We start from the raw sequence: 18,852 nt of genomic DNA, 5'->3' as shown, positions 1-18,852 counted from the left end.
CCGACCCGCTGGTGTTCTCAAACGGTTTCTGAGTGGCGATCAATCCGGCATCCGGTACAGCGCCTCCAGCGCCAGGCGGCGCAGGGCGTTGCGGGCCAGGGCCTCGATCTCGCGGCGATCCGTGGTGGCCGGGTCCACCGCCAGCCAGGCGGCGGCCAGGCGCTGCCAGAACACGGACAGGTCCAGCAGCCGGTCACGCAGGCCCAACTGCTCACGGATCAGCCGGGTCGGCGCCTCCAGCGGCACCGGGCGGCGCATGGCGGCCTCGGCCAGGGCAAGGAACCCCTCGGCCGCTCGGCGCGGCCGGGCGATGGACGGTGCCAGGCCCTCCATCGCGCGCGTCAGCAGGTCTCCGACCCAGCGCCGGTCATTGCCCAGCGCGTCCCGCGTGCGCGCCACCATGCGCTCCATGGCCGCGTAGTCCGGCTGCATGGCCGCGGCGGCCAGGACGCGCGCATGGGCATTGGCCAGAAGCTGCAGCCGCCGGCCGAGCGGCGCCATGGTGCCCATGGGAAAGCCGCCCTGGGTGATGCAGCGGGCGATCGCGGTCTCGAACATGCCGGGGCCCGGCGGGCTGCGGTGCATCGCCTCGGCCAGCGCCTCGCCCTCCTCCCCGGCGGTGGCCGCCAGACGCTTGACCAGTTCGGCGGTGGCGGCTTCCAGGTGCTGGTCGGGGATCGGCTCCGGATCCTCGTCCAGCAGGGCGCCGGGCATCCGGTCGCCGGGGCGGATGCGCTCCACGCAGCGCAGCGCCGCCGGCACCAGCCGCAGCAGGCGAAAGTCCCGCGAGCCGGGGGCGATGTCGAGCAGAAGATGCGCCGTGTCGATATCCGCCAGCATCCGCATATGGCCATAGGGCCGCACCAGGCCGATGCCGCCGCCGGGATCCCGTTCGAAGGCCAGGCCGGCCTCGCGCAGCCAGCTCGCCTGGAAATCGAAGGCCGGTGGCGGCCAGGTCTCGCCCTCCGTCGTGCCCGGGAAGCGTACCGGGTCAAAGCCGCGCGGGTCGGGCAGGGGGCCGGCAAGCGGGTCCAGGCTCGGGGTCGGGGGCTCGGGCACGGCCGCAGGATGCGGGAGGTGGGTTAACCGGGGCTGACGGCCGGGCGGGAAGGACCGCGCCCGCGGCAAACTGATCCGCAGCAGGATTGACGCGTTGGGGCGGCCGGGCGACCAGTGCGGCCTGTCTGCTGCCGGAGAATCGCCCCATGCGTCGCCGCGCCTTCGCCATCCTTCCGGTCGCCCTGGTGGCGGCCTGCGCTGCGGACCCGCGGGAACTGGTGGGCCAGCCACCCCGCATGGTGTTCTTCGAGGCCGACAGCACGGAGCTGGACGAGCCGGCCCGGGCCGTGCTGGCCAATGCCGCCCGGCTGGCGCGCCGCCACCCGGATGTGCCGGTGCAGGTGCTCGGCTTCGCCGGCCCCGCGGGCGGCGCGGCCTTCAACCAGGCATTGTCCCGCCGCCGGGCGGATTATGTGGCGGAGCAGCTGGTGGCCGCCGGTGTGCCGCGCGCCCGGATCACCGTGACCGGCCGCGGCCCGGTGGCCTTCGATGCGGTGCCGGTGGAGAGCCGCCGCGTGGAAGTCATCATCGGCTATCCCTGAGACTGCCCTTGTCCGATCGGGCGTGGCAGACAGGGCCATGCCCGATGACGGCCGATTCCCCCCCGTGATGCCCGACCACCCCGATGAGAGCACCAACCCGCTCGATGTGCTGAGCCGCGTCTTCGGCCACCCCGGCTTTCGCGGGCGGCAGGAGGAGGTGGTACGGCATGTCGCCTCCGGCGGGTCCGGCCTGGTGCTGATGCCGACCGGCGGTGGCAAGTCCCTGTGCTTCCAGGTGCCGGCGCTGTGCCGGCCGGGGGTGGGGATCGTGGTCTCCCCGCTGATCGCGTTGATGGAGGACCAGGTGGCGGCCCTGCGCCAGCAGGGCGTCGCCGCCGCGGCGCTGCATTCCGACCTGCCGGAGGGCGAATCGCGCACCGTGCTGCGCGACCTGCACAATGGCGACCTGAAGCTGCTCTATGTCTCCCCGGAACGGCTGGTGCTGGAAGGCATGCTGAACCGGCTGGACAGCCTGCCCGTGGCGCTGTTCGCGGTGGACGAGGCGCATTGCGTGTCCCAGTGGGGGCATCATTTCCGGCCGGAATACCGCGGCCTTGGGGTGCTGGCGGAGCGCTTCCCGCGCACGCCGCGCCTTGCGCTGACGGCCACCGCGGATCCGCGCACGGTGGAGGATATCCGCCGCCAGCTCGGCCTGCAGGAGGACCCGGTGTTCCGCGGCGGCTTCGACCGCCCGAACATCCGCATCGAGGCCGCGCCGCGCGAGCAGGAACGCGCCCAGCTGCGCGCCCTGCTGCGGGAGGAAGCCGGGCCGAAGGGCGCGATGACCGGCGCCGGCATCGTCTATTGCGGCACCCGCGCCAAGTCGGAGCAGACCGCCGAATGGCTGCGCGGGGATGGGCTGGACGCGCTGGCCTTCCATGCCGGCATGGAATCGGATGCGAAGCGGGACGCGCATCGCCGCTTCGCCCGTGGCGACAGCGTGGTGATGTGCGCGACCATCGCCTTCGGCATGGGCATCGACCGGCCGGATGTGCGCTGGGTGGTGCACCTGGACCTGCCGAAATCGCCGGAGAGCTGGTACCAGGAGATCGGGCGTGCCGGCCGCGACGGGCTGCCCGCCCGCGCCCTGCTGCTGTATGGCGCCGGCGACATCGCGCTCGGCCGGCACCGGATCGAGGAAAGCCCGGCGGCGCCGGAGCAGAAGCGGATCGAGCGGCAGCGGCTGGATGCCATGGTGGCGATCGCCGAGGCCGCCACCTGCCGGCGCCAGATCCTGCTGCGCTGCTTCGGGGAGGCCGAGTGCCCGCCCTGCGGCAATTGCGACGTCTGCCTCTCCCCGCCGCGGCTGTTCGACGGCACCGTGGCGGCGCAGAAGATGCTCTCGGCCGTGCTGCGTACCGGGCGGCGCTTCGGCGTCGGCCATGTGGTGGACGTGCTGCGCGGCAAGCTGACCGACAAGGTGGCGCAGTTCGCGCATGACCGGCTGCCCACCTTCGGCGTCGGCAAGGATATCTCCGACACCGCCTGGCGCGGCGTGGCGCGGCAGCTGGTGGCGCAGGGGGTGCTGGACGTCGCCATTGAAAACCACGGGGAGCTGGTGCCCACGGATGCGGCACGCCCGGTGCTGAAGGGCGAGCAGAAGGTGATGCTGCGGGAGGAGCTGGTGCGCGCCGCCGCGCCGGCCCCGGCCCGCGCCGGGCGCCCCGGCAGCCCCGCCCCGGTGGGCGATTCGGTGTTCGAGGCGCTGCGCGACTGGCGGCGTTCAGAGGCGCAGGCCCAGTCCGTGCCGGCCTATGTCATCTTCCAGGACCGCACCCTGGCGGAGATCGCCACGGCCCGGCCGCGCAGCCTGGACCAGCTTGGCCAGATCGCCGGCGTCGGCCGCACCAAGCTGGAACGCTACGGCGACGCCGTGCTGCGGGTGCTGGCCGGGGTGTGAAGCATGTTCAAATCAGGCGGAATCGCCTGACGGCTCGGAACATGCGCCAGCGTGAAGCGTGTTCAAGTCAGGCGGAATCGCCTGACGGCTCGGAACATGCGCCAGCGTGAAGCATGTTCAAGTCAGGCGGAATCGCCTGACGGCTCGGAACATGCGCCAACGTGAAGCATGTTCAAGTCAGGCGGAATCGCCGGGCGGCTCGGAAAATGCGCCGCCATCCTCCCGGCAGGGCGGCGCTCAGTTCGGCTGCACCCCGGCGGCGCGCACCACATTGCCCCAGCGCGTCACCTCTCCGGCGACGAAGGCCGGCATGGCGGCGGCGGTGATCTCCAGCGGCACCACGCCGATCCCCTCCAGCCGCGTGCGGATCGCCGCCTCCGCCAGCCCGGCACGGATCTCGGCGTCCAGCTTCGCGGCGATGGCCGGGTCCAGCCCCGCCGGCGCGGCCAGGCAGAACCAGTTGGTGGCGGTGGAGCCGGGGAAGCCCACCTCCGCCAGGGTCGGTACCGCCGGCAGTGCCGCAATCCGCTGCGGGGAGGACACGGCCAGCCCCTTCAGGGAGCCGGCGCGGATCGCCGCCGCATTGGCGCCGGAGGTGTCCCATAGCGAGGTGGTGTTGCCGCCCAGCACGTTCTGCTGCGCCTCCGCCGCGCCGCGGAAGGGCACGTGCAGCATCTTCACCCCGGCCTCCAGCCCCCACATCACGCCCGTCAGGTGGCCGACGGAGCCGACGCCGGAGGAACCGAAGGACACCTCCTCCGCCTGCTTCGCGGCCAGCGCCTTGTAGGCCGCCATGTCCGCCAGCGGGCTGTCGCCCTTCACGGCACAGACGATGGGCGCGCCGCCCAGCATGCTGACCCAGGTGAAGGCGCGCGCCGGGTCATAGGCCAGGTTGCGGAACAGGCTGGGCGCGATGGCCAGCGGGCCGGTGTTGGAGACCAGCAGGGTGTGGCCATCCGCCATGGCGCGGGCGCCTTCCGCGGTGGCGACGGTACCGCCGGCGCCAGGCTTGTTCTCCACCACGAAGGGCCGGCCGAAGGCGCGTTCCAGGCGCTCCGTCAGCGGGCGGATGATCAGGTCGCTGGTGCCGCCGGGGGCGTAGGGGTTGAGGATGCGTACCGGCCGGTTCGGCCAGGGCGCCTGCGCCAGCGCGGGGGCGGCCAGGGGTGTTGCAAGCGCGGCGGCAAGGATCTGGCGGCGGGTGGTCATCCTGTCTCTCCGAGTGTCCCGGGGCCAGGCGATGCAAGGCGCGTGCCGATCGTTGAGGCGGCGAAACGCCGGTCAGGCGCCGCCGTACAGCGCCGAGATCTCGGGCGCGAAGCCCGTGACCGCCCGGGGCCGCCGCGAGCGCGGCGCGCCGGGCGGGGCCAGGCCGACCAGCGCCTCCGCCAGCCGCACGGCCGCCGCGGTGCCGTCCACCAGCGGCACCGGGACGCGGTGCGCGATCATGGGCGCCAGCCCGGCCAGCGGGCCGCCGGCCAGGATCACCACCGCCGCCCCGTCCTGTTCCACCGATTGCCGGCAGAGTTCCACCAGCAGGTCGGCGCGCTCCTCCGCCACCAGCCCGGGGTCGCCGGCGAAGGCCGGGCCCATGCGGAAGCCGGCGCAGCGCGCCTGCAGCCCGTGTTGCGCCAGGCAGTCCTCGAACATCGGCCGCAGCGCCGCGGTGAAGGAGACCACGCCGAAGCGCCGGCCGAGCATGGCGGCGGCATGGAAGGCGGCCTCGCTGATGCCGAGCACGGGCACGTCCAGCATCTCCTTCGCCGCCTCCAGCCCCGGGTCGCCAAAGCAGGCGATGATGGCGGCGTCGTAGGTGCCGCGGCGGGCGGCGAGCGCGGCCAGCGTCGCCGGCCCGGCCAGCAGCCAGTCGGCGCGGCTGACGATGAGCGGCAGGCCGAAGGGGGCGGAAACGGCCTCCACGACCGTGCCCGACCTGGCCGCGGCGCGGGCGGCGGCGCCGATGCGGGTGGTGACGCTGTCCGTCGTGTTGCTGTTGACGACCAGCAGCCTCACGGCAGCGCCTCCTGCGTCAGCCAGTGGCGGGCGATGTCGCGGCGCCGTGCCACCCAGATATCCTCCCGCCCCGCCACATGGCGCAGCACCGCGGCGAGGCCCGGCATGCGCGCCGGGCGGCCGATGATGCGCAGATGCAGGCCGATGGAGAGCATGCGCGGCGCGCCTTCCGCCAGCAGCCAGTCGATGGCGCCGATGCAGTACCTGGAGAAATCCTCGGGCTGCACGAAGCCGCTGCCGGGGGCGAAGCGCATGTCGTTGGTGTCGAAGGCATAGGGCAGGCGCACATGCGGTGTGCCGTCCGGGCGCGGCATCAGCCGCGGCAGGTCGTCGTCGTAATTGTCGCTGTCGTACAGGAAGCCGCCTTCCTCCAGCAGCAGGCGCCGCGTGTTGACCGACGACGCGCTGCGGGTGTGCCAGCCCACCGGGCGCTCGCCGGTGGCATCGCGGATGGCCCTGACGGTCGCCGCGATCACGGCACGCTCCGTCGCCTCCGGCATCCCGGCATGGCTTTCCCAGCGCCAGCCATGGGCGGAGACCTCGTGCCCGCGTTCATGCGGCGCGGCGGCCAGGATCGGCGTTGCCGCCACGGCGCGGCCGCAGCTGGAGAAGGTGGCCTTCAGGCCATGCGCGTCGAAGGCATCCAGGATCCGCCACATCCCCACGCGGCTGCCATAGGCGAAGTGGCTCTCCATGCAGGGGTCGGGGTGGCCCACCACCTCCTCCCGCGCCTCATAGGTGGCCTCGTTGCGGGCATCGCCGGCGGTGAGCGACATCTCCGCCCCTTCCTCCACATTCACCACGAAGGACAGCGCCAGCCTGGCCCCGCCCGGCCAGGCGGCGGCCGGGGTGGCGCCGGCGCGGCCGGCCAATCCCCGTCCGGCGGGCGGCATGCCGCCCGGCAGCGCGCCCACCACCGGGCCGCTCATGCGCCGCGGTACAGGGAGAATCCCCAGGGCGTGAACTTGATGGGCAGGTGGTAGTGCAGGCTGGCGTCGAAGACGCGGAAGCGGAAGGGCACCAGTTCCAGGAAGGGCGGCGGGGGGCTCTGGGTCGCGGCGAAGAAGTCGCCGATATGGAACAGCACCTCATGCACGCCCACGGTCACGCCGACGCCGGTGGTCACCGGGTGGTGCAGCGCGCCATCGGCGCCGAGCAGCCCTTCCGCCACCGCCTGGCGGCCGCCTTCGGGCAGCAGGCGGTGGATTTCCACCTTCATGCCCTCCCCTGGCCGGCCGCTCGCCACGTCCACCGCATGCACCGAAATGCCCGCCGCCATCAGCCCGGCTCCCCCAGCCGGAACAGCCTGCCCCATTCCGGCCCCGGAGTCTCGGCAATCCCGGCCGCCCGCAGCCCGCCCCAGACGCCGAGCGCCGTGGCGTCCAGCAGCGGGATGCCGCACTCCGCCTCCAGCCCCGCCGCCAGGGCCGCGCCGGCGCAGTTGGTGTTCCACAGGATGATGGCCTCCACCCCCGGGCGGGCCACCTGCCGCGCCAGCGCCGCCACGCCGGCATGGTCGAGCGAGGCAAAGGAAAGGTTGTCCGTCATGCCAAGGCTCGCCTCTGCCACCATCTCCACCCCTTCCATCGCCAGGCCGCGCGCGGCCCGCAGGTTGTACTCCCGCGTATGGGGGCCGATCAGCGCCACGCGCCGGGCCCGCAGCGCGCCCAGCGCCTCCAGCAGCGCGAGGCCGGCGGTGGCGCAGGGCAGGCCGGTGGCGTCGCGGATTCGGGCCACCAGTTCCCGATCATGCCGCAGACCGATGACCGCACCCTTGCTGGCGGACCAGACGAGCGCCGCCGGCCGCGCATCGGCCAGCAGCGCCGCCGCGCCTAGCAGCGCGTCCCAGTCGTAGCTGTCCGGAAAGGGGTCCACCGCGCCGCGCTTGGCCACCCGGGTGAAGCTGGGCAGCACGCCGGGCAGATGGCGCAGCAGCGCCTGGGTGGTGCGTTCCACCACCGTGTTGGCAGAGGGCAAGATGGTGGCCAGCAGGAGCGGTGCGGGCGGCATCAGCGCATCGGCGCTGGCAATCGGGTCGGTGGCCATGGCCCAGCCTGCACCTGGGCGGGGCGGCACGGCAATTGCCTCGCCCGATCGATTTCCGAGGAATGTCGCCCATGCGCCGCCGTCACCTGCCGATTCTCGCGGCACTTGCCGCCTGCTCCGCCAGCAATGCCCCCCGCACCGCCTGGGCACAGCCGGCCTGGCCGAGCCGGCCGATCCGCATCATCGTCACCTTCCCGCCCGGCGGCAGTTCCGACATCGTCGCCCGCGTGCTGGCGGAGGCGCTGTCCGCCCGCCTGCCGCAGCGCGTGCTGGTGGAGAACAAGCCGGGCGCCGGCGGCACGCTGGGCGCGGCCTATGTCGCCAGCCAGCCGGCGGACGGGCTGACGCTGATGCTGTCCAACACCGCGCCGATCGTCACCTCCCCGCCGATCTATGCCAGCATCCCCTATGACCCGGTCACCAGCTTCACCCATATCGCCTATCTCGGCGCCACGCCGCTGGTGGTGGTGGTGAATCCGCGCCTGGTGCCGGCCACCGACCTGGCCGGGCTGGTGGCCTGGATCAAGGCGCAGCGCGTGCCGCCCGGCTATGGCAGCTCCGGCGCCGGCTCCGTCGCGCATATCTTCGGCGAGGCCTTCACCAAGCGCACCGGGGCGGAGCTGACGCATGTGCCCTATCGCGGCAGCGCGCCGATGCAGGCCGACCTGCTGGGCGGCGCCATCCCGCTCTCCTTCGACACGCTGCCGCAGAATGTGGAGAACATCCGCGCCGGCCGCCTCCGCGCCATCGCCATCACCGCCCCCGCACGGCAGGAGATGGCGCCGGAGGTACCGACCACGGCGGAAGGCGGCTACCCCGGCCTGGTGGCGGAGAACTGGCTGGGCCTCGCCGCCCCCGCCGGCCTGCCCGCCGCCATCGCCGCGCGGCTGCACACGGAAACCCTGGCGGCGCTGGAGACGCCGCTGATGACGGCGCGCATCCTGGAGCACGGCATCGCCGTGCGGCCAATGAGCCAGGCGGATTTCACCAGCTTCGTGGCGGAGGAGGTACGCGTGGTTGGCGGTGCGGTGCGGGCGCTGGGCCTGACCGCCCAGTGACCCTGCGGGTGGTGGGAACGGCACGGCCGCGCGTCGTCGCCATCCTGTTCGGCCAGCCCGGCGCCGGCGCCTTCAACCGGGCGGGGGCGGAGGGCCTGGCCCGCGCCGCCGCGCTGCCGGTGACCATCGAGACGGTGTGGGAGCCGGTGCCGGCGCGCCGGGCCGAGACGGTGGAAGCCGCGGCGCGTCGCGCCGACCTCGTCATCGCCCATGGCGGGCAGGGGGAACAGGCGGTGGCGGCGGTGGCGCCGGCCTTCCCGGATGTCGCCTTCGCCGTCACCCAGGGGCGCATTGCCGGCCCCAACATCGCCGGCTTCGAGGTGCTGCAGGAACAATCGGCCTTCCTGGCCGGCGCCCTGGCCGGCTGGTGGATCGCTGCGGGGGAGACCGCGGCGCATCTTTCGGGCGAGCCGGTGCCGCCCGGGCTGCGCGGCCGCGCCGGCTTCGCCGCGGGCCTGGCCCATGCGAACCCCACCGCCCGGCTGCTGAGCGGCTTCTGCGGCAACCAGCACGACCCGGCGCTGGCCGAATACTGGACGGCGGCGCAGGCGCGCGACGGGGCGCGGCTGCAATTCGCCATGCTGGATGGCGGCCGCGACGGCGCGCTGGCCGCCTGCCGCGCCAGCGGAATGCGCGCCATCGGCAATGTGCGCGATTGGACGCAGGAGGCCCCGGTGTTCCTGGCCTCCGCCGTCGCCGACAATGGCGTGGCGATGTGGGCGGCGATCGAGGCCTTCCTCGCCGGGCGCTTCGCCGACCGGCGCATCGGGCTGGAGGCGCCGGAGGCGGTGCGCCTGGCGCTGGCCGCCGATGTGCCGCCGGCGCTGGCCGCCCGCGTCGCCGCGCTTCAGGCGGCGGTGCTGGCCGGGGAGGTCACGGTGCCGGAGGCGTGGTCGGGGCCGGCATGGACTCCGTAGGGCGGTTGCTGCGCAATTCCTCCAGGATCTGCGCCAGCAGCCGGTCGGTGGAGGAGGGGCCCTTCACCGCATCCTGACGCACGCGCAGGCGCGTCAGCGCCTTCAGCAGCCAGAAGATGGCCAGCGCGACGATCAGGAACTTGATGATGGCGTTGATGAAGCGCCCGACGGCCAGCACCGCGGCACCGCTTTCGCGCGTTGCCTCCAGCGTCGCCTGGCGGGTGCCGCTGAGCACGACGAAGACGTTGGAGAAATCAATCCCGCCGACCAGCAGGCCGATCAGCGGATTGATCAGATCCTCCACCAGCGAGGAGACGATGGCGGTGAAGGCGGCGCCGATGACGATGCCGACGGCAAGGTCGATGACGCTGCCGCGCATGATGAAGGCCTTGAACTCGCTGAGCCAGGTGGGTTCGGCGAGCGGGATGGGCGACTTCATCGGCGACTCCGGATCGTGGTCGGCCAGCCTGCTGCGCACCCACGGCCCGGCCAACCCACAATCGCGCGCGGTCAGTCCGCGCCGCACCAGAGGGCGATCAGCGCCGCCACCACGGCGACGCCGCGCTTGTAGTCCGCCACATCCACCCATTCGTCGCGCCCGCCATTCTGCGTCAGGTCGCCGCAGAGGGGGCCGAGGCCGACACAGGGGATGCCCGACTGCACCATCGGGTTGCGGATGTCCGACGAGGTGTGCAGCGGGTTGATCTCCGGCGCCGTGCCGGTGCCGCGTTGCACGGCCTCGCTGGTCGCCAGCCACAGCGGATGATCCAGCGGCACTTCCGCGCCGGTGACTCCGGACAGGAAGCTGGTCTCCAGCATCAGATCCGCATCGGCGGCGACGGCGGCGGCGAGCGCCGCCTCCACCTCGGCCTGCACCGCCGCCAGCTTCTCCCCGGGCGGGAAGGACAGGGCGCAGGAGAGTTGCACGGCCGGCGGCACGCGCGCGGCGCGGCCATCGCCGAGCGTCTTGACGTCGCCCACCAGCAGGTTGGTGCTGCGCCCGATCGCGGCATCCAGCGCCGGGTGGTGCACCCGCGCCCCGCGCGCGGCATCCAGCGCCCGCAGGGCGGCCAGCACCGCCATCGCCTTGTCGATCGGGTTGATGGCGGTGTGCGCGAAGGCCGCGTGGCCCGGCTCGTTCGTCGCCGGCAGGCGGCCCTTCACCAGGATGCGGAACACCAGCTGGCCGGAGGCCAGCGCCTTCACCTCCCGCATCCCGACGCCGGATTCCGCCGGGTGCAGATAAACCGCCGCATCCGCCGCGACGCCGCCATGCAGCAGCGCATGCACGCCGCGCGCATGGCGCTTGGACGGCGTGCTGGCCAGGATGACGTCGCCCTTCGGCGTCAGCCCCGCCGCGCGCACCGCGCGCAGCGCCTCCACCATCGTCGCCACGCCGGCGAGGTCGTCCGCCACGCCCCAGCCATGGATCCGGCCGGCATCGATCTCGCCCGCCATCGGGTCGTGCCGCCAGCCATGCTGCGGGTTGAAGGGCTCGCCATCCGGATGGGCGAAGAAGATCACGCTGCGGCCGTCGCCGCTGCCGGGGAAGCGCGCCAGCACCGCTTCCCGCTCCTCCGCCGCGATCGCCGCCTCCGCGGCGAATTCATCCCGCAGCACGATGCCGGCGGGCTGGTAGCGGCGGCGTTCGACGCGGCAGCCGAGCTGTTCCAGCGCCGCCGCCACATCGGCCTGCACCGCGGCCTCGCCGCCCGCCTGCAGGCGTATCAGCCTGCGCAGGAAATCCACCGCGGCATCGCCCCCCGCTTCCGCCGCCTGGTCCACGCGCGCCGCGATGCCGTCCATGGTGATTTGTCCTGTCCTTCGCCCGGCCAGCTTACAGGCTGCGATGCCGCCGGCAACGGGGCGCGCGCGTATACGCCAAGCCTCTGTCATTTCAGTATTGCCGCGGCGCACGCGATGCGTCCATGCTTGAAGGCGAAGCAGCAGGGGGCCTGGCAATGAACGGGATCATCGGTCGTCGTGGTGCGTTGACGGGGCTTGCCGGCATTCTGGCGGCCGCCTCGCTGCCGCGCAGCGCCGGCGCGCAGCCGCGCGGGACGGTGACGGCCTCGCTGCTCGGCAACCTGCCGAACATCCACCCCTGGCATGTCGGCAATGTGGAAACCGGCGCGGCCAATCTACTGGCCTATTCAAACCTGCTGAAGGTGGGCGTGGACGGCACGCTGGTGCCGGACCTCGCCGTGGCGCTGCCGCAGATCAGCGACGATGGCCTGAGCTACGTGTTCGAACTGCGGCGCGACGTGCGCTTCCACAATGGCGACCGGCTGACCGCGGACGACGTGCTCTACAGCTACGAGAAATACCTCGCCACCGGCCGCCGCCGCGGCAATCTGCGCCGCTTCATCAGCGATGTGCAGAAGGATGGCGACTATGTGGTGAAGGTCTCGCTGAAGGATCCGTGGGTCGGCTGGATGCGGCTGATGGGGTATGAGGCCGCCATCGTCCGCCGCGGCACCGATGTGACCAATGAGGGTGCGACGGGCGAAAGCCTGTATCGCGGCAGCCGCGCCGCCGGCTGCGGCCCCTTCATCCCGAAGAGCTTCCGCGCTGATGTGGAGGCCGAATTCGAAGCCTTCCCCGAGTATTTCGGCGGCGCGCCGGCGACGCAGACCATCAAGCTGGTGCGCATCCCCGATGCGGCGACGCAGCTGGCCAATCTGCGCGCCGGCAGCGTCGACATCATCTCCAACTGCCCGCCCAAGGATTTCGCGCCGGTGAGCCGGGAGAGCGGCTTCGGCGGCGCGGCGCGGCCTTCCGCCGGCATCTTCTACATGCCGATGAACGTCGCCAAGGCGCCCTTCGACAACATCCATCTGCGCCGCGCCGTCTCCTGCGCCGTTGACCGTGACTACATCTGCGAGGAGATCTATTCCGGCCTGGTCACCGCCAGCGCGCTGCCGGCCTCCCCGAACGAGTTCTGGTACGAGGAAGACCTGGCCAAGCAGCTTGCCTACGACCCGGACCGTGCGAAGTTCCACCTGCGCGCCGCCGGCATGCCGCGCGGCTTCGCCTTCGAGGCGATCGTGCCGGTGCCTTCCGCCTATGTGGAGGCGCGGGAGGCGGCGGTGGTGATGCAGGCCAACCTGGCGGAGGTCGGCATCCGCATGAACATCCGCCAGACTGATTTCGTCAGCATGTACCGCAGCGCGCAGAACGGCGACTGGCAGGCTTTCCCGCACCCGTCCATGCAGTCCTCGGTGGAGGATTATCTGGTGTGGAACAACTACCACAAGGACGGCAACCAGGCGCGCTGGATGGGCTATCGCAACCCGGCCTACGACACCGCGGTGATGGAGAGCTTCCGCTACCTGGACCATGCCCGCAAGAAGCCGGCGCTGCGCAAGGTGACGGAGATCCTGGTGGACCATTGCCCGGCGCTGTGGATCGGCCGGCTCAACGCCTATCACCTGTGGCGGTCCGACATTTCCGGCTTCGGCCCGCGCTATTCCTACTTCATGGACCTGACCTCCGCCAAGAAGGGTTAGGGGCCGTGGAGCGTCGGTCTGCGGGCGCGTCCGGCGGTGCTTTTCCGCGCCGGGTGCGTTGGCCATGCTCGCCGATGGGCAGCCATCGGCTCCGCTGGCCACCTGCCCGGCGCGAAGAATCCCTCGCCGGCTGCATCCCGTTTCCCACGCTCCACAGGCCCTGATGGCAAGCTTCCTCCTGGGCCGCGCGGCCACGCTGGCGCTGGTGCTGTTCGGCGCCAGCGTGCTGATCTTCCTGGTGGTGCGGGCACTGCCCGGCGACCCCGCCATCGCCATGATGACCAGCAATGCAACGCCCGAGGAAATCCAGGCGATGCGCGAGGCGCTGGGCCTGCACCTGCCGCTGTGGGTGCAATACGGAAGCTGGGTCAGCGGCGCGCTGGTGGGCGACCTCGGGCGCTCCTTCACCTATTCCACCGGCGTCAGCCGCATGATCCTGGATCGCTTCCCGGTCACGCTGCACATCTCGCTCGCCGCGCTGGTCATCGCCATGGCCATCGCCATTCCCGCCGGCGTGCTGGCGGCGAAGCACAAGGGCGGGCTGATCGACCACCTGGCGCGGGTGATCGCCATGATCGGCATCTCCATGCCGGTGTTCTGGCAGGGCCTGCTGTCCATCCTGCTGTTCGCCGTCATCCTGCGCTGGCTGCCGCCTGGGGGGTATGAGCCGCTGTCGGCCGGCATCGGTGTCTCCACCGCGCATATCCTGCTGCCGGCGGTGGCACTCGGCACCGCCTATGCGGCGACCATCACGCGGATGCTGCGCGCTTCCATGCTGGATGTGCTGGGGCGGGAGCATATCGCCGTGGCGCGCGCCCATGGCGTGCCGGAATCCACCATCATTTGGACCGATGCCTTCCGCAACGCGCTGATCCCGACGCTGACGGCGGCCGGCTTCTCTTTCGGCTACCTGCTGGCCGGCGCGGTGCTGACGGAGGTGATCTTCAACCTGCCCGGCATGGGGCGGCTGCTGTACGAGAGCATCCTGGCGCGCGACTACCCGCTGGTGCAGGGGCTGGTGCTGCTGAACGTGACGGTCTTCGTGCTGATCAACTTCAGCATGGATGCGCTGTATGCGCTGCTCGACCCGAGGATCCGCCGATGAGTGCGACGCTGGCCGCCGCGCCACGGCCGAACCGGCTCTGGCGCGTGCTGGGGCGGGACAAGCTGGCGCTGGCGGCCTTCCTGTTCCTGCTGGTGCTGGTGGTGGTCGCGCTGTTCCCGGAACAGGTGGCGAGCTACTTCCCCAACCGCCCCTCCCGCCTCCGCCTGCGGCCGCCGGACGGCACCTTCTGGTTCGGCACCGACCAGTTCGGCCGGGACATCTTCTCCCGCTGCGTGCACGCCACGCGGGTTTCGCTGACGGTCGGGCTGACCACCGTGGGCATCGCGCTCACACTCGGCGTGCCGCTCGGCGCCATCGCCGCCTTCCGCAGCCCGGGCCTGCTGGATGCGACGATCATGCGGGTGATGGACATCCTGATGGCGTTTCCGCCCATCGTGCTGGCGATCGCCGTGGTTGCCGCGCTGGGCACGCAGGACCTGGAGATGGGGCCGCTGGTGATCCCGCACATCACCAAGGTGATGGTGGTGATCGGCCTGCTGAACGCGCCCAAGGTGGCGCGCATCGTCCGCGCCGCGGTGCTGGTGGAACGCAACGAGCAGTATGTGATGGCGGAACGCGCCGTTGGCGCCAGCGAAACGCGCATCCTGTTCCGCGACGTGCTGCGCAACTGCGTCTCCCCGGTCGCGGTCTATGCCACGCTGCTGGTGGCGACCTCGATCCTCACGGAGGCCTCGTTGTCCTTCCTCGGCCTCGGCATCCAGCCGCCGGAGCCGAGCTGGGGCGGGATGCTGGCGGACAGCCGCACCTATGTCATGTCCGGCCAGTGGTGGCTCACCGTGTTCCCCGGCCTGCTGATCTTCCTCACCGTCGTCGCCTTCAACCTCGCCGGCGACCTGCTGCGCGACGTGCTGGACCCGGCGCAGCTGACACGGCGCGGCGATGCCTGAGATGCTGTTCGAGGTGCGTGACCTGGTCACGCGGTTCCGCACCGAAGCCGGTGAGATCCACCCTTCACGCCACGTCTCCTTCCACCTGGCGGAGGGCGAGGTGCTGGGGCTGGTGGGGGAAAGCGGGTCGGGCAAATCCGTCACCGCCCGCGCCAGCGTCCGCCTGCAGCAGCCGGAAGGCGCCACCATCGGCGGCGCGCTGCTGTTCCGCGGCCAGGATCTGCGCAAGCTGGATGCCGCGGCGCTGCGCGCGCTGCGGGCGCGGCAGATCGCCATGGTGGTGCAGGACCCGGCGGCGGCGCTGAACCCGGTGATGACCATCGGCCGCCAGCTCACCCGCATCCACCGCCTGCATGGCGGCACCGAAGCGGCGGCGCGGGAGGCGGCGCTGGGCCTGCTGCGGCGGATGCGCATCGCGGAGCCGGAGGCGCGGATGGCGGCCTATCCGCATCAGCTTTCCGGCGGCATGCGCCAGCGCGTGCTGATCGCGCTGGCGCTGATCTGCCGCCCGGCGCTGCTGATCGCCGATGAGCCGACCACGGCGCTGGACGTGACGGTGGAGGCCGAGATCCTGGCGCTGCTGGACGAGCTGCGGCGCGAACTCGGCATGGCCATGCTGATGATCTCGCACAACCTCTCCGTCATCGGCCGCATCTGCGACCGCGTCGCCGTGATGTATGCCGGCCGCATCATGGAGGAGGGGCCGACGGCGGCGCTGCTGGCCGCGCCCGCCCACCCCTATACCCGCGCCCTGCTGGCGAGCGTGCCGCGCGGCAGCAAGGCGGATGGCCCGCTGCCCGCCATCCCCGGGGAGCCGCCGGACCTGGCGCGGCTGCCCGCCGGCTGCCCCTTCCAGTCGCGCTGCCCCGGCGCCGCGCCGGACTGCACGCAGGACCAGCCGCTGCGGCCGATCGCGCCCGGCCGCCGCGCCGCCTGCTGGCGGGCCGCGGCATGACGGCGCCGCTGCTCGCCCTGCAGGGTGTCTCCAAGCACTACGCGGCGAAACCCTCGCTGCTCGGCCGGCTGCTGCCGAACCAGCCCGTGGTGCGCGCGGTGCAGCAGGTGACGCTGGACATCGCGCCGGGCGAGATCCTCGGCCTGGTCGGTGAAAGCGGTTCCGGCAAATCCACGCTCGGGCGCGTGGCGCTGCACCTGGAGCCGCCGACGGAAGGCCAGGTGCTGTTCCAGGGCCGCCCGCCGGCCGAGGACCTGGCCGGCTTCCGCCGCCGCGCGCAGATGGTGTTCCAGGACCCGCAGAGCTCGCTCAACCGGTCGCTCACCATCGAGCGCATCCTGGACAGCCCGCTCTCCGTGCACCGCTACGGCCCCGCCGCCGCGCGCCGCGCGCGCATCGTGGAACTGCTGGAACTGGTGGGCCTGCGCGCGGACATGATGCGCCGCTACCCGCATGAACTGTCCGGCGGCCAGCGCCAGCGCGTCGGCATCGCCCGCGCCTTGGCCATCGAGCCCGCCTTCCTGGTGCTGGACGAGCCGACCAGCGCGCTGGATGTCTCGATCCAGGCGCAGGTGGTGAACCTGCTGGTGGAGTTGCAGCAGCGCCTGTCGCTGACCTACCTGTTCATCAGCCACGACCTGCGGCTGGTGCGCTGGCTGTGTGACCGGATCGCCGTGATGTATCTGGGCCGCATCGTGGAGGTGGGGCCGGCGGCGCAGCTGTGGGAGGCACCGGCCCACCCCTATACGCGGGCGCTGCTGGCGGCGGTGACGGCCGAGACCCTGGCGCCACCGGAAGCCGCCGGCGAGGTGCCGAGCCCGATCCGCCCGCCCCCCGGCTGCGCCTTCCACCCGCGCTGCCCCGCCGCCGGCCCGCGCTGCGCGGCGGAGGCGCCGCGGGCGCTGGCGCAGCCCCTCGGGGCGATGGTGGCCTGTCACCTGCATGATGGGGGTGTCGGATGATGAAGCTGGTCATCGGCGGCAAATGGTCCTCCACCTGGACCATGCGCGGCTGGCTCGCCTGCCGGCTTTCCGGCCTGCCCTTCGAGACGGAGACGCTGTTCCTCTCGCGTGAGGAGAGCAAGGCCAGGCTGGCCGAGATTTCCCCCACCGGGCTGATCCCGGTGCTGTTCGACGGCGGACTCGCCATCACCGACACCTGGGCGATCGCGGAGTATCTGTGGGAGAAGGCGCCGGGCTGCGACATCTGGCCGGCGGACCGGGCCGCCCGCGCCGCCGCGCGCGGCTCGGCCGGGGAGATGCACGCGCATTTCGTGGAACTGCGCGCGGCGATGCCGATGAACCTGGTGAAGCGCTGGCCCATCGCCAACGGCGTGCCCAGCAACGCCAAGCTGCTCGGCCGGCCCGGCGTGGCGGGGCAGGTGGCGCGGGTGCAGGAAAGCTGGCGGCAGACCCGCGCCGCCTGGGGCCAGGGCGGCCCCTTCCTGTTCGGTGCCCGCTTCACCTTCGCGGATGCGATGTGGGCGCCGATGGCCAGCCGCTTCCGCACCTATTCCGTGCCCCTGGCGGCCGATGCCCAGGCCTATGCGGAGGCCGTGCTGGCGCATCCGCTGGTGGCCGAATGGGTGGCGGGGGCGGAGGCGCAGGCGCGCGAGATCGGGCTGGAGGCCTGCCGCGCTTTTCCGTGAGCGGACGCAGTCCCCGACGTGACGCAGAAGGTTCCGGCCTGCGGCCCACCCGGCGTTCGAGGCGCGCGACGGTGCAGCCTGCCTGCGCCGGGCAACAGGGCAGGCGCCATTGCATGACACTCCGGAAAGCCGCCGGCCTGGCCACGCGCCACCTGGCGCGGCGGCCATGCGGCCGCTCACCCGCCTTCGGCGGGCGCAGGTTCCGATCAATGGGATCTGGCATCAGTTTTCAGAACACCCGGGCGCCGGAAATCCGCACTGCTTCCTGCCATTTGCCGCGTTCATCCCGCAGGTGGCGGGCGAGCTGGGTTGCGCTGCCGCCCGCGGGCTCGGCGCCCAGCTCCAGCAGGCGGGCGCGCAGGGCCGGCCGGGCGAGCGCCACGTTCACCGCCCAGTTCAGCAGCAGCACCGGCTCCTCCGCCACCCCGGCCGGGTAGACCAGACAGGTCCAGGAGGCATAGTCGAAGCCCGGCAGCCCTTCCTCCGCCACCGTCGGCACGCCGGGCAGGCCGGGCCAGCGTTCCGCCGTCGTCACCGCCAGGGGGTGCGCCAGGCGGCCCTCGATGAAGCCGGCGGCGCTGGTGATGGCTTCCGCCGCATAGGTCACCTGGCCGGCGGCCAGCGCCTCCAGCGAGGGGCCGGCGCCGCGGAAGGGGATGTGCGGCAGGCCGGGCAGGCCGAGCCGGGCCTTCAGCACCTCCATCGCCACATGCCCGCCGCTGCCGGGGCCGGCGCTGGAATAGGTCAGGAACTCGCCGGCTTGGGCGGCCTGGACCAGGTGCGCCACCCGCCGTTCCGGGCGCCGCGGCCCGGCCAGCAGCACCACCGGGTTGCGGGTGGCCAGCGCCACCGGCACGAAATCCACCTCCGGCTCGAAGGGCATGGCCGGGAAGAGCAAGGGGTTCACCACCAGCGGGCCGGGGGAGCCGACCAGCAGCGTGTGGCCGTCCGGCGCGGCGCGGGCCGCCGTCTCCGCGCCGATATTGCCACCGGCGCCGCTGCGGTTCTCCACCTGGATGGGGACGCCGACCAGCGCCTCCATCTCCCAGCCCAGCAGGCGGGCGGTGATGTCCAGCGCCCCGCCCGGCGCGAAGGGCACGATCAGGCGCAGCGGCCGGGTCGGGCGCCAGCCGGTCTCCGCCCTTGCCGTGGCCGGGGCCAGGGCGGCGGCCAGCAGGGCGCGCCGCCGCAT

General features: G+C 72.5%; 19 protein-coding genes. 10 read left to right on the top strand and 9 right to left on the bottom strand.

Features of this window, described 5'->3' with window-relative positions:
- Positions 1-39 precede the first annotated feature (39 nt).
- Positions 40-1,059 (bottom strand): hypothetical protein, encoded by a 1,020-nt coding sequence (locus HEQ75_RS08165; RefSeq protein ID WP_168029106.1) that lies wholly within the window; start codon positions 1,057-1,059, stop codon positions 40-42.
- Positions 1,060-1,205: 146 nt separating this feature from the next.
- On the opposite strand from HEQ75_RS08165, the gene HEQ75_RS08160 reads away from it, so the two are divergent.
- Positions 1,206-1,601, top strand: coding sequence for an OmpA family protein (locus tag HEQ75_RS08160; protein ID WP_168029104.1), 396 nt, complete (start codon positions 1,206-1,208; stop codon positions 1,599-1,601).
- 67 nt (positions 1,602-1,668) lie between these two features.
- On the top strand, positions 1,669-3,501 hold the full coding sequence (recQ, locus tag HEQ75_RS08155) for a DNA helicase RecQ (RefSeq protein ID WP_168029102.1): 1,833 nt from the start codon (positions 1,669-1,671) through the stop codon (positions 3,499-3,501).
- A 237-nt stretch (positions 3,502-3,738) separates the two neighbouring features.
- Here the strand turns inward: recQ and HEQ75_RS08150 are convergent, their stop codons facing one another.
- The 5 genes from HEQ75_RS08150 to HEQ75_RS08130 all read right to left on the bottom strand — a co-directional run bounded on the left by HEQ75_RS08150 (position 3,739) and on the right by HEQ75_RS08130 (position 7,560).
- Positions 3,739-4,710: a Bug family tripartite tricarboxylate transporter substrate binding protein gene (locus HEQ75_RS08150; RefSeq protein WP_168029100.1), complete on the bottom strand. Its 972-nt coding sequence runs from the start codon at positions 4,708-4,710 to the stop codon at positions 3,739-3,741.
- Positions 4,711-4,782: 72 nt separating this feature from the next.
- Complete coding sequence (locus tag HEQ75_RS08145) at positions 4,783-5,514, bottom strand: aspartate/glutamate racemase family protein (protein ID WP_168029098.1); 732 nt, start codon at positions 5,512-5,514, stop codon at positions 4,783-4,785.
- Entirely contained in the window at positions 5,511-6,443 is a 933-nt protein-coding gene (locus tag HEQ75_RS08140) for a polysaccharide deacetylase family protein (protein ID WP_209318411.1), read from the bottom strand. The genes HEQ75_RS08145 and HEQ75_RS08140 overlap by 4 nt, the downstream gene beginning before the upstream one ends.
- Entirely contained in the window at positions 6,440-6,793 is a 354-nt protein-coding gene (locus HEQ75_RS08135) for a hydroxyisourate hydrolase (RefSeq protein WP_168029096.1), read from the bottom strand. The genes HEQ75_RS08140 and HEQ75_RS08135 overlap by 4 nt, the downstream gene beginning before the upstream one ends.
- Positions 6,793-7,560, bottom strand: a complete 768-nt coding sequence (locus HEQ75_RS08130; RefSeq protein WP_168029094.1) for an aspartate racemase/maleate isomerase family protein — start codon at positions 7,558-7,560, stop codon at positions 6,793-6,795. Before HEQ75_RS08130 ends, HEQ75_RS08135 begins: the two co-directional genes overlap by 1 nt.
- A gap of 71 nt (positions 7,561-7,631) precedes the next feature.
- Between HEQ75_RS08130 and HEQ75_RS08125 the strand changes: the two genes are divergently transcribed.
- Positions 7,632-8,618, top strand: coding sequence for a Bug family tripartite tricarboxylate transporter substrate binding protein (locus HEQ75_RS08125; protein ID WP_168029092.1), 987 nt, complete (start codon positions 7,632-7,634; stop codon positions 8,616-8,618).
- A complete protein-coding gene (locus HEQ75_RS08120; protein ID WP_209318410.1) occupies positions 8,615-9,535 on the top strand; it encodes a BMP family ABC transporter substrate-binding protein in 921 nt (306 codons plus the stop codon). The genes HEQ75_RS08125 and HEQ75_RS08120 overlap by 4 nt, the downstream gene beginning before the upstream one ends.
- Here HEQ75_RS08120 and mscL read toward each other — a convergent pair.
- Together mscL and HEQ75_RS08110 are read right to left on the bottom strand one after the other, a co-directional pair.
- Complete coding sequence (gene mscL, locus HEQ75_RS08115) at positions 9,492-9,974, bottom strand: large conductance mechanosensitive channel protein MscL (protein ID WP_168029090.1); 483 nt, start codon at positions 9,972-9,974, stop codon at positions 9,492-9,494. The genes HEQ75_RS08120 and mscL overlap by 44 nt on opposite strands.
- 71 nt (positions 9,975-10,045) lie before the next feature.
- On the bottom strand, positions 10,046-11,341 hold the full coding sequence (locus tag HEQ75_RS08110) for a M20 family metallopeptidase (RefSeq protein WP_168029088.1): 1,296 nt from the start codon (positions 11,339-11,341) through the stop codon (positions 10,046-10,048).
- Positions 11,342-11,496: 155 nt separating this feature from the next.
- Between HEQ75_RS08110 and HEQ75_RS08105 the strand changes: the two genes are divergently transcribed.
- From HEQ75_RS08105 to HEQ75_RS08080, 6 genes are all read left to right on the top strand, one after another.
- On the top strand, positions 11,497-13,044 hold the full coding sequence (locus HEQ75_RS08105; RefSeq protein ID WP_168029086.1) for an ABC transporter substrate-binding protein: 1,548 nt from the start codon (positions 11,497-11,499) through the stop codon (positions 13,042-13,044).
- Between the two features lie 163 nt (positions 13,045-13,207).
- The gene (locus HEQ75_RS08100; RefSeq protein WP_168029084.1) at positions 13,208-14,149 is read left to right on the top strand and encodes an ABC transporter permease; all 942 of its coding nucleotides are present in this window, start codon (positions 13,208-13,210) and stop codon (positions 14,147-14,149) included.
- Positions 14,146-15,057, top strand: a complete 912-nt coding sequence (locus HEQ75_RS08095) for an ABC transporter permease (protein WP_168029082.1) — start codon at positions 14,146-14,148, stop codon at positions 15,055-15,057. Before HEQ75_RS08100 ends, HEQ75_RS08095 begins: the two co-directional genes overlap by 4 nt.
- Positions 15,050-16,012 carry an ABC transporter ATP-binding protein gene (locus HEQ75_RS08090; protein WP_168029080.1) on the top strand — a complete coding sequence of 321 codons (963 nt, stop codon included), beginning with the start codon at positions 15,050-15,052 and terminating at the stop codon, positions 16,010-16,012. Before HEQ75_RS08095 ends, HEQ75_RS08090 begins: the two co-directional genes overlap by 8 nt.
- Positions 16,009-16,974, top strand: coding sequence for an ABC transporter ATP-binding protein (locus HEQ75_RS08085; protein ID WP_168029078.1), 966 nt, complete (start codon positions 16,009-16,011; stop codon positions 16,972-16,974). Before HEQ75_RS08090 ends, HEQ75_RS08085 begins: the two co-directional genes overlap by 4 nt.
- On the top strand, positions 16,971-17,660 hold the full coding sequence (locus HEQ75_RS08080; RefSeq protein ID WP_168029076.1) for a glutathione S-transferase N-terminal domain-containing protein: 690 nt from the start codon (positions 16,971-16,973) through the stop codon (positions 17,658-17,660). Before HEQ75_RS08085 ends, HEQ75_RS08080 begins: the two co-directional genes overlap by 4 nt.
- A gap of 229 nt (positions 17,661-17,889) precedes the next feature.
- Here HEQ75_RS08080 and HEQ75_RS08075 read toward each other — a convergent pair whose 3' ends face one another.
- Positions 17,890-18,852 carry a Bug family tripartite tricarboxylate transporter substrate binding protein gene (locus tag HEQ75_RS08075; protein WP_168029074.1) on the bottom strand — a complete coding sequence of 321 codons (963 nt, stop codon included), beginning with the start codon at positions 18,850-18,852 and terminating at the stop codon, positions 17,890-17,892.

Origin of the sequence: Falsiroseomonas selenitidurans (assembly GCF_012103215.1) — a bacterium.
Lineage (GTDB): Bacteria > Pseudomonadota > Alphaproteobacteria > Acetobacterales > Acetobacteraceae > Falsiroseomonas > Falsiroseomonas selenitidurans.
Note: the sequence above shows the minus strand (reverse complement) of the source record. Positions and strands in the feature narration are given on the sequence as shown.

What these genes read in the sequence shown, in the direction of transcription:
- HEQ75_RS08160 (WP_168029104.1), top strand. Translation starts at nt 1,206, where the DNA reads ATGCGTCGCCGCGCCTTCGCCATCCTTCCGGTCGCCCTGGTGGCGGCC.
- recQ (WP_168029102.1), top strand. Translation starts at nt 1,669, where the DNA reads ATGCCCGACCACCCCGATGAGAGCACCAACCCGCTCGATGTGCTGAGC.
- HEQ75_RS08150 (WP_168029100.1), bottom strand. Translation starts at nt 4,710, where the DNA reads ATGACCACCCGCCGCCAGATCCTTGCCGCCGCGCTTGCAACACCCCTG.
- HEQ75_RS08140 (WP_209318411.1), bottom strand. Translation starts at nt 6,443, where the DNA reads ATGAGCGGCCCGGTGGTGGGCGCGCTGCCGGGCGGCATGCCGCCCGCC.
- HEQ75_RS08135 (WP_168029096.1), bottom strand. Translation starts at nt 6,793, where the DNA reads ATGGCGGCGGGCATTTCGGTGCATGCGGTGGACGTGGCGAGCGGCCGG.
- HEQ75_RS08130 (WP_168029094.1), bottom strand. Translation starts at nt 7,560, where the DNA reads ATGGCCACCGACCCGATTGCCAGCGCCGATGCGCTGATGCCGCCCGCA.
- HEQ75_RS08125 (WP_168029092.1), top strand. Translation starts at nt 7,632, where the DNA reads ATGCGCCGCCGTCACCTGCCGATTCTCGCGGCACTTGCCGCCTGCTCC.
- mscL (WP_168029090.1), bottom strand. Translation starts at nt 9,974, where the DNA reads ATGAAGTCGCCCATCCCGCTCGCCGAACCCACCTGGCTCAGCGAGTTC.
- HEQ75_RS08110 (WP_168029088.1), bottom strand. Translation starts at nt 11,341, where the DNA reads ATGGACGGCATCGCGGCGCGCGTGGACCAGGCGGCGGAAGCGGGGGGC.
- HEQ75_RS08105 (WP_168029086.1), top strand. Translation starts at nt 11,497, where the DNA reads ATGAACGGGATCATCGGTCGTCGTGGTGCGTTGACGGGGCTTGCCGGC.
- HEQ75_RS08100 (WP_168029084.1), top strand. Translation starts at nt 13,208, where the DNA reads ATGGCAAGCTTCCTCCTGGGCCGCGCGGCCACGCTGGCGCTGGTGCTG.
- HEQ75_RS08095 (WP_168029082.1), top strand. Translation starts at nt 14,146, where the DNA reads ATGAGTGCGACGCTGGCCGCCGCGCCACGGCCGAACCGGCTCTGGCGC.
- HEQ75_RS08090 (WP_168029080.1), top strand. Translation starts at nt 15,050, where the DNA reads ATGCCTGAGATGCTGTTCGAGGTGCGTGACCTGGTCACGCGGTTCCGC.
- HEQ75_RS08085 (WP_168029078.1), top strand. Translation starts at nt 16,009, where the DNA reads ATGACGGCGCCGCTGCTCGCCCTGCAGGGTGTCTCCAAGCACTACGCG.
- HEQ75_RS08080 (WP_168029076.1), top strand. Translation starts at nt 16,971, where the DNA reads ATGATGAAGCTGGTCATCGGCGGCAAATGGTCCTCCACCTGGACCATG.
- HEQ75_RS08075 (WP_168029074.1), bottom strand. Translation starts at nt 18,852, where the DNA reads ATGCGGCGGCGCGCCCTGCTGGCCGCCGCCCTGGCCCCGGCCACGGCA.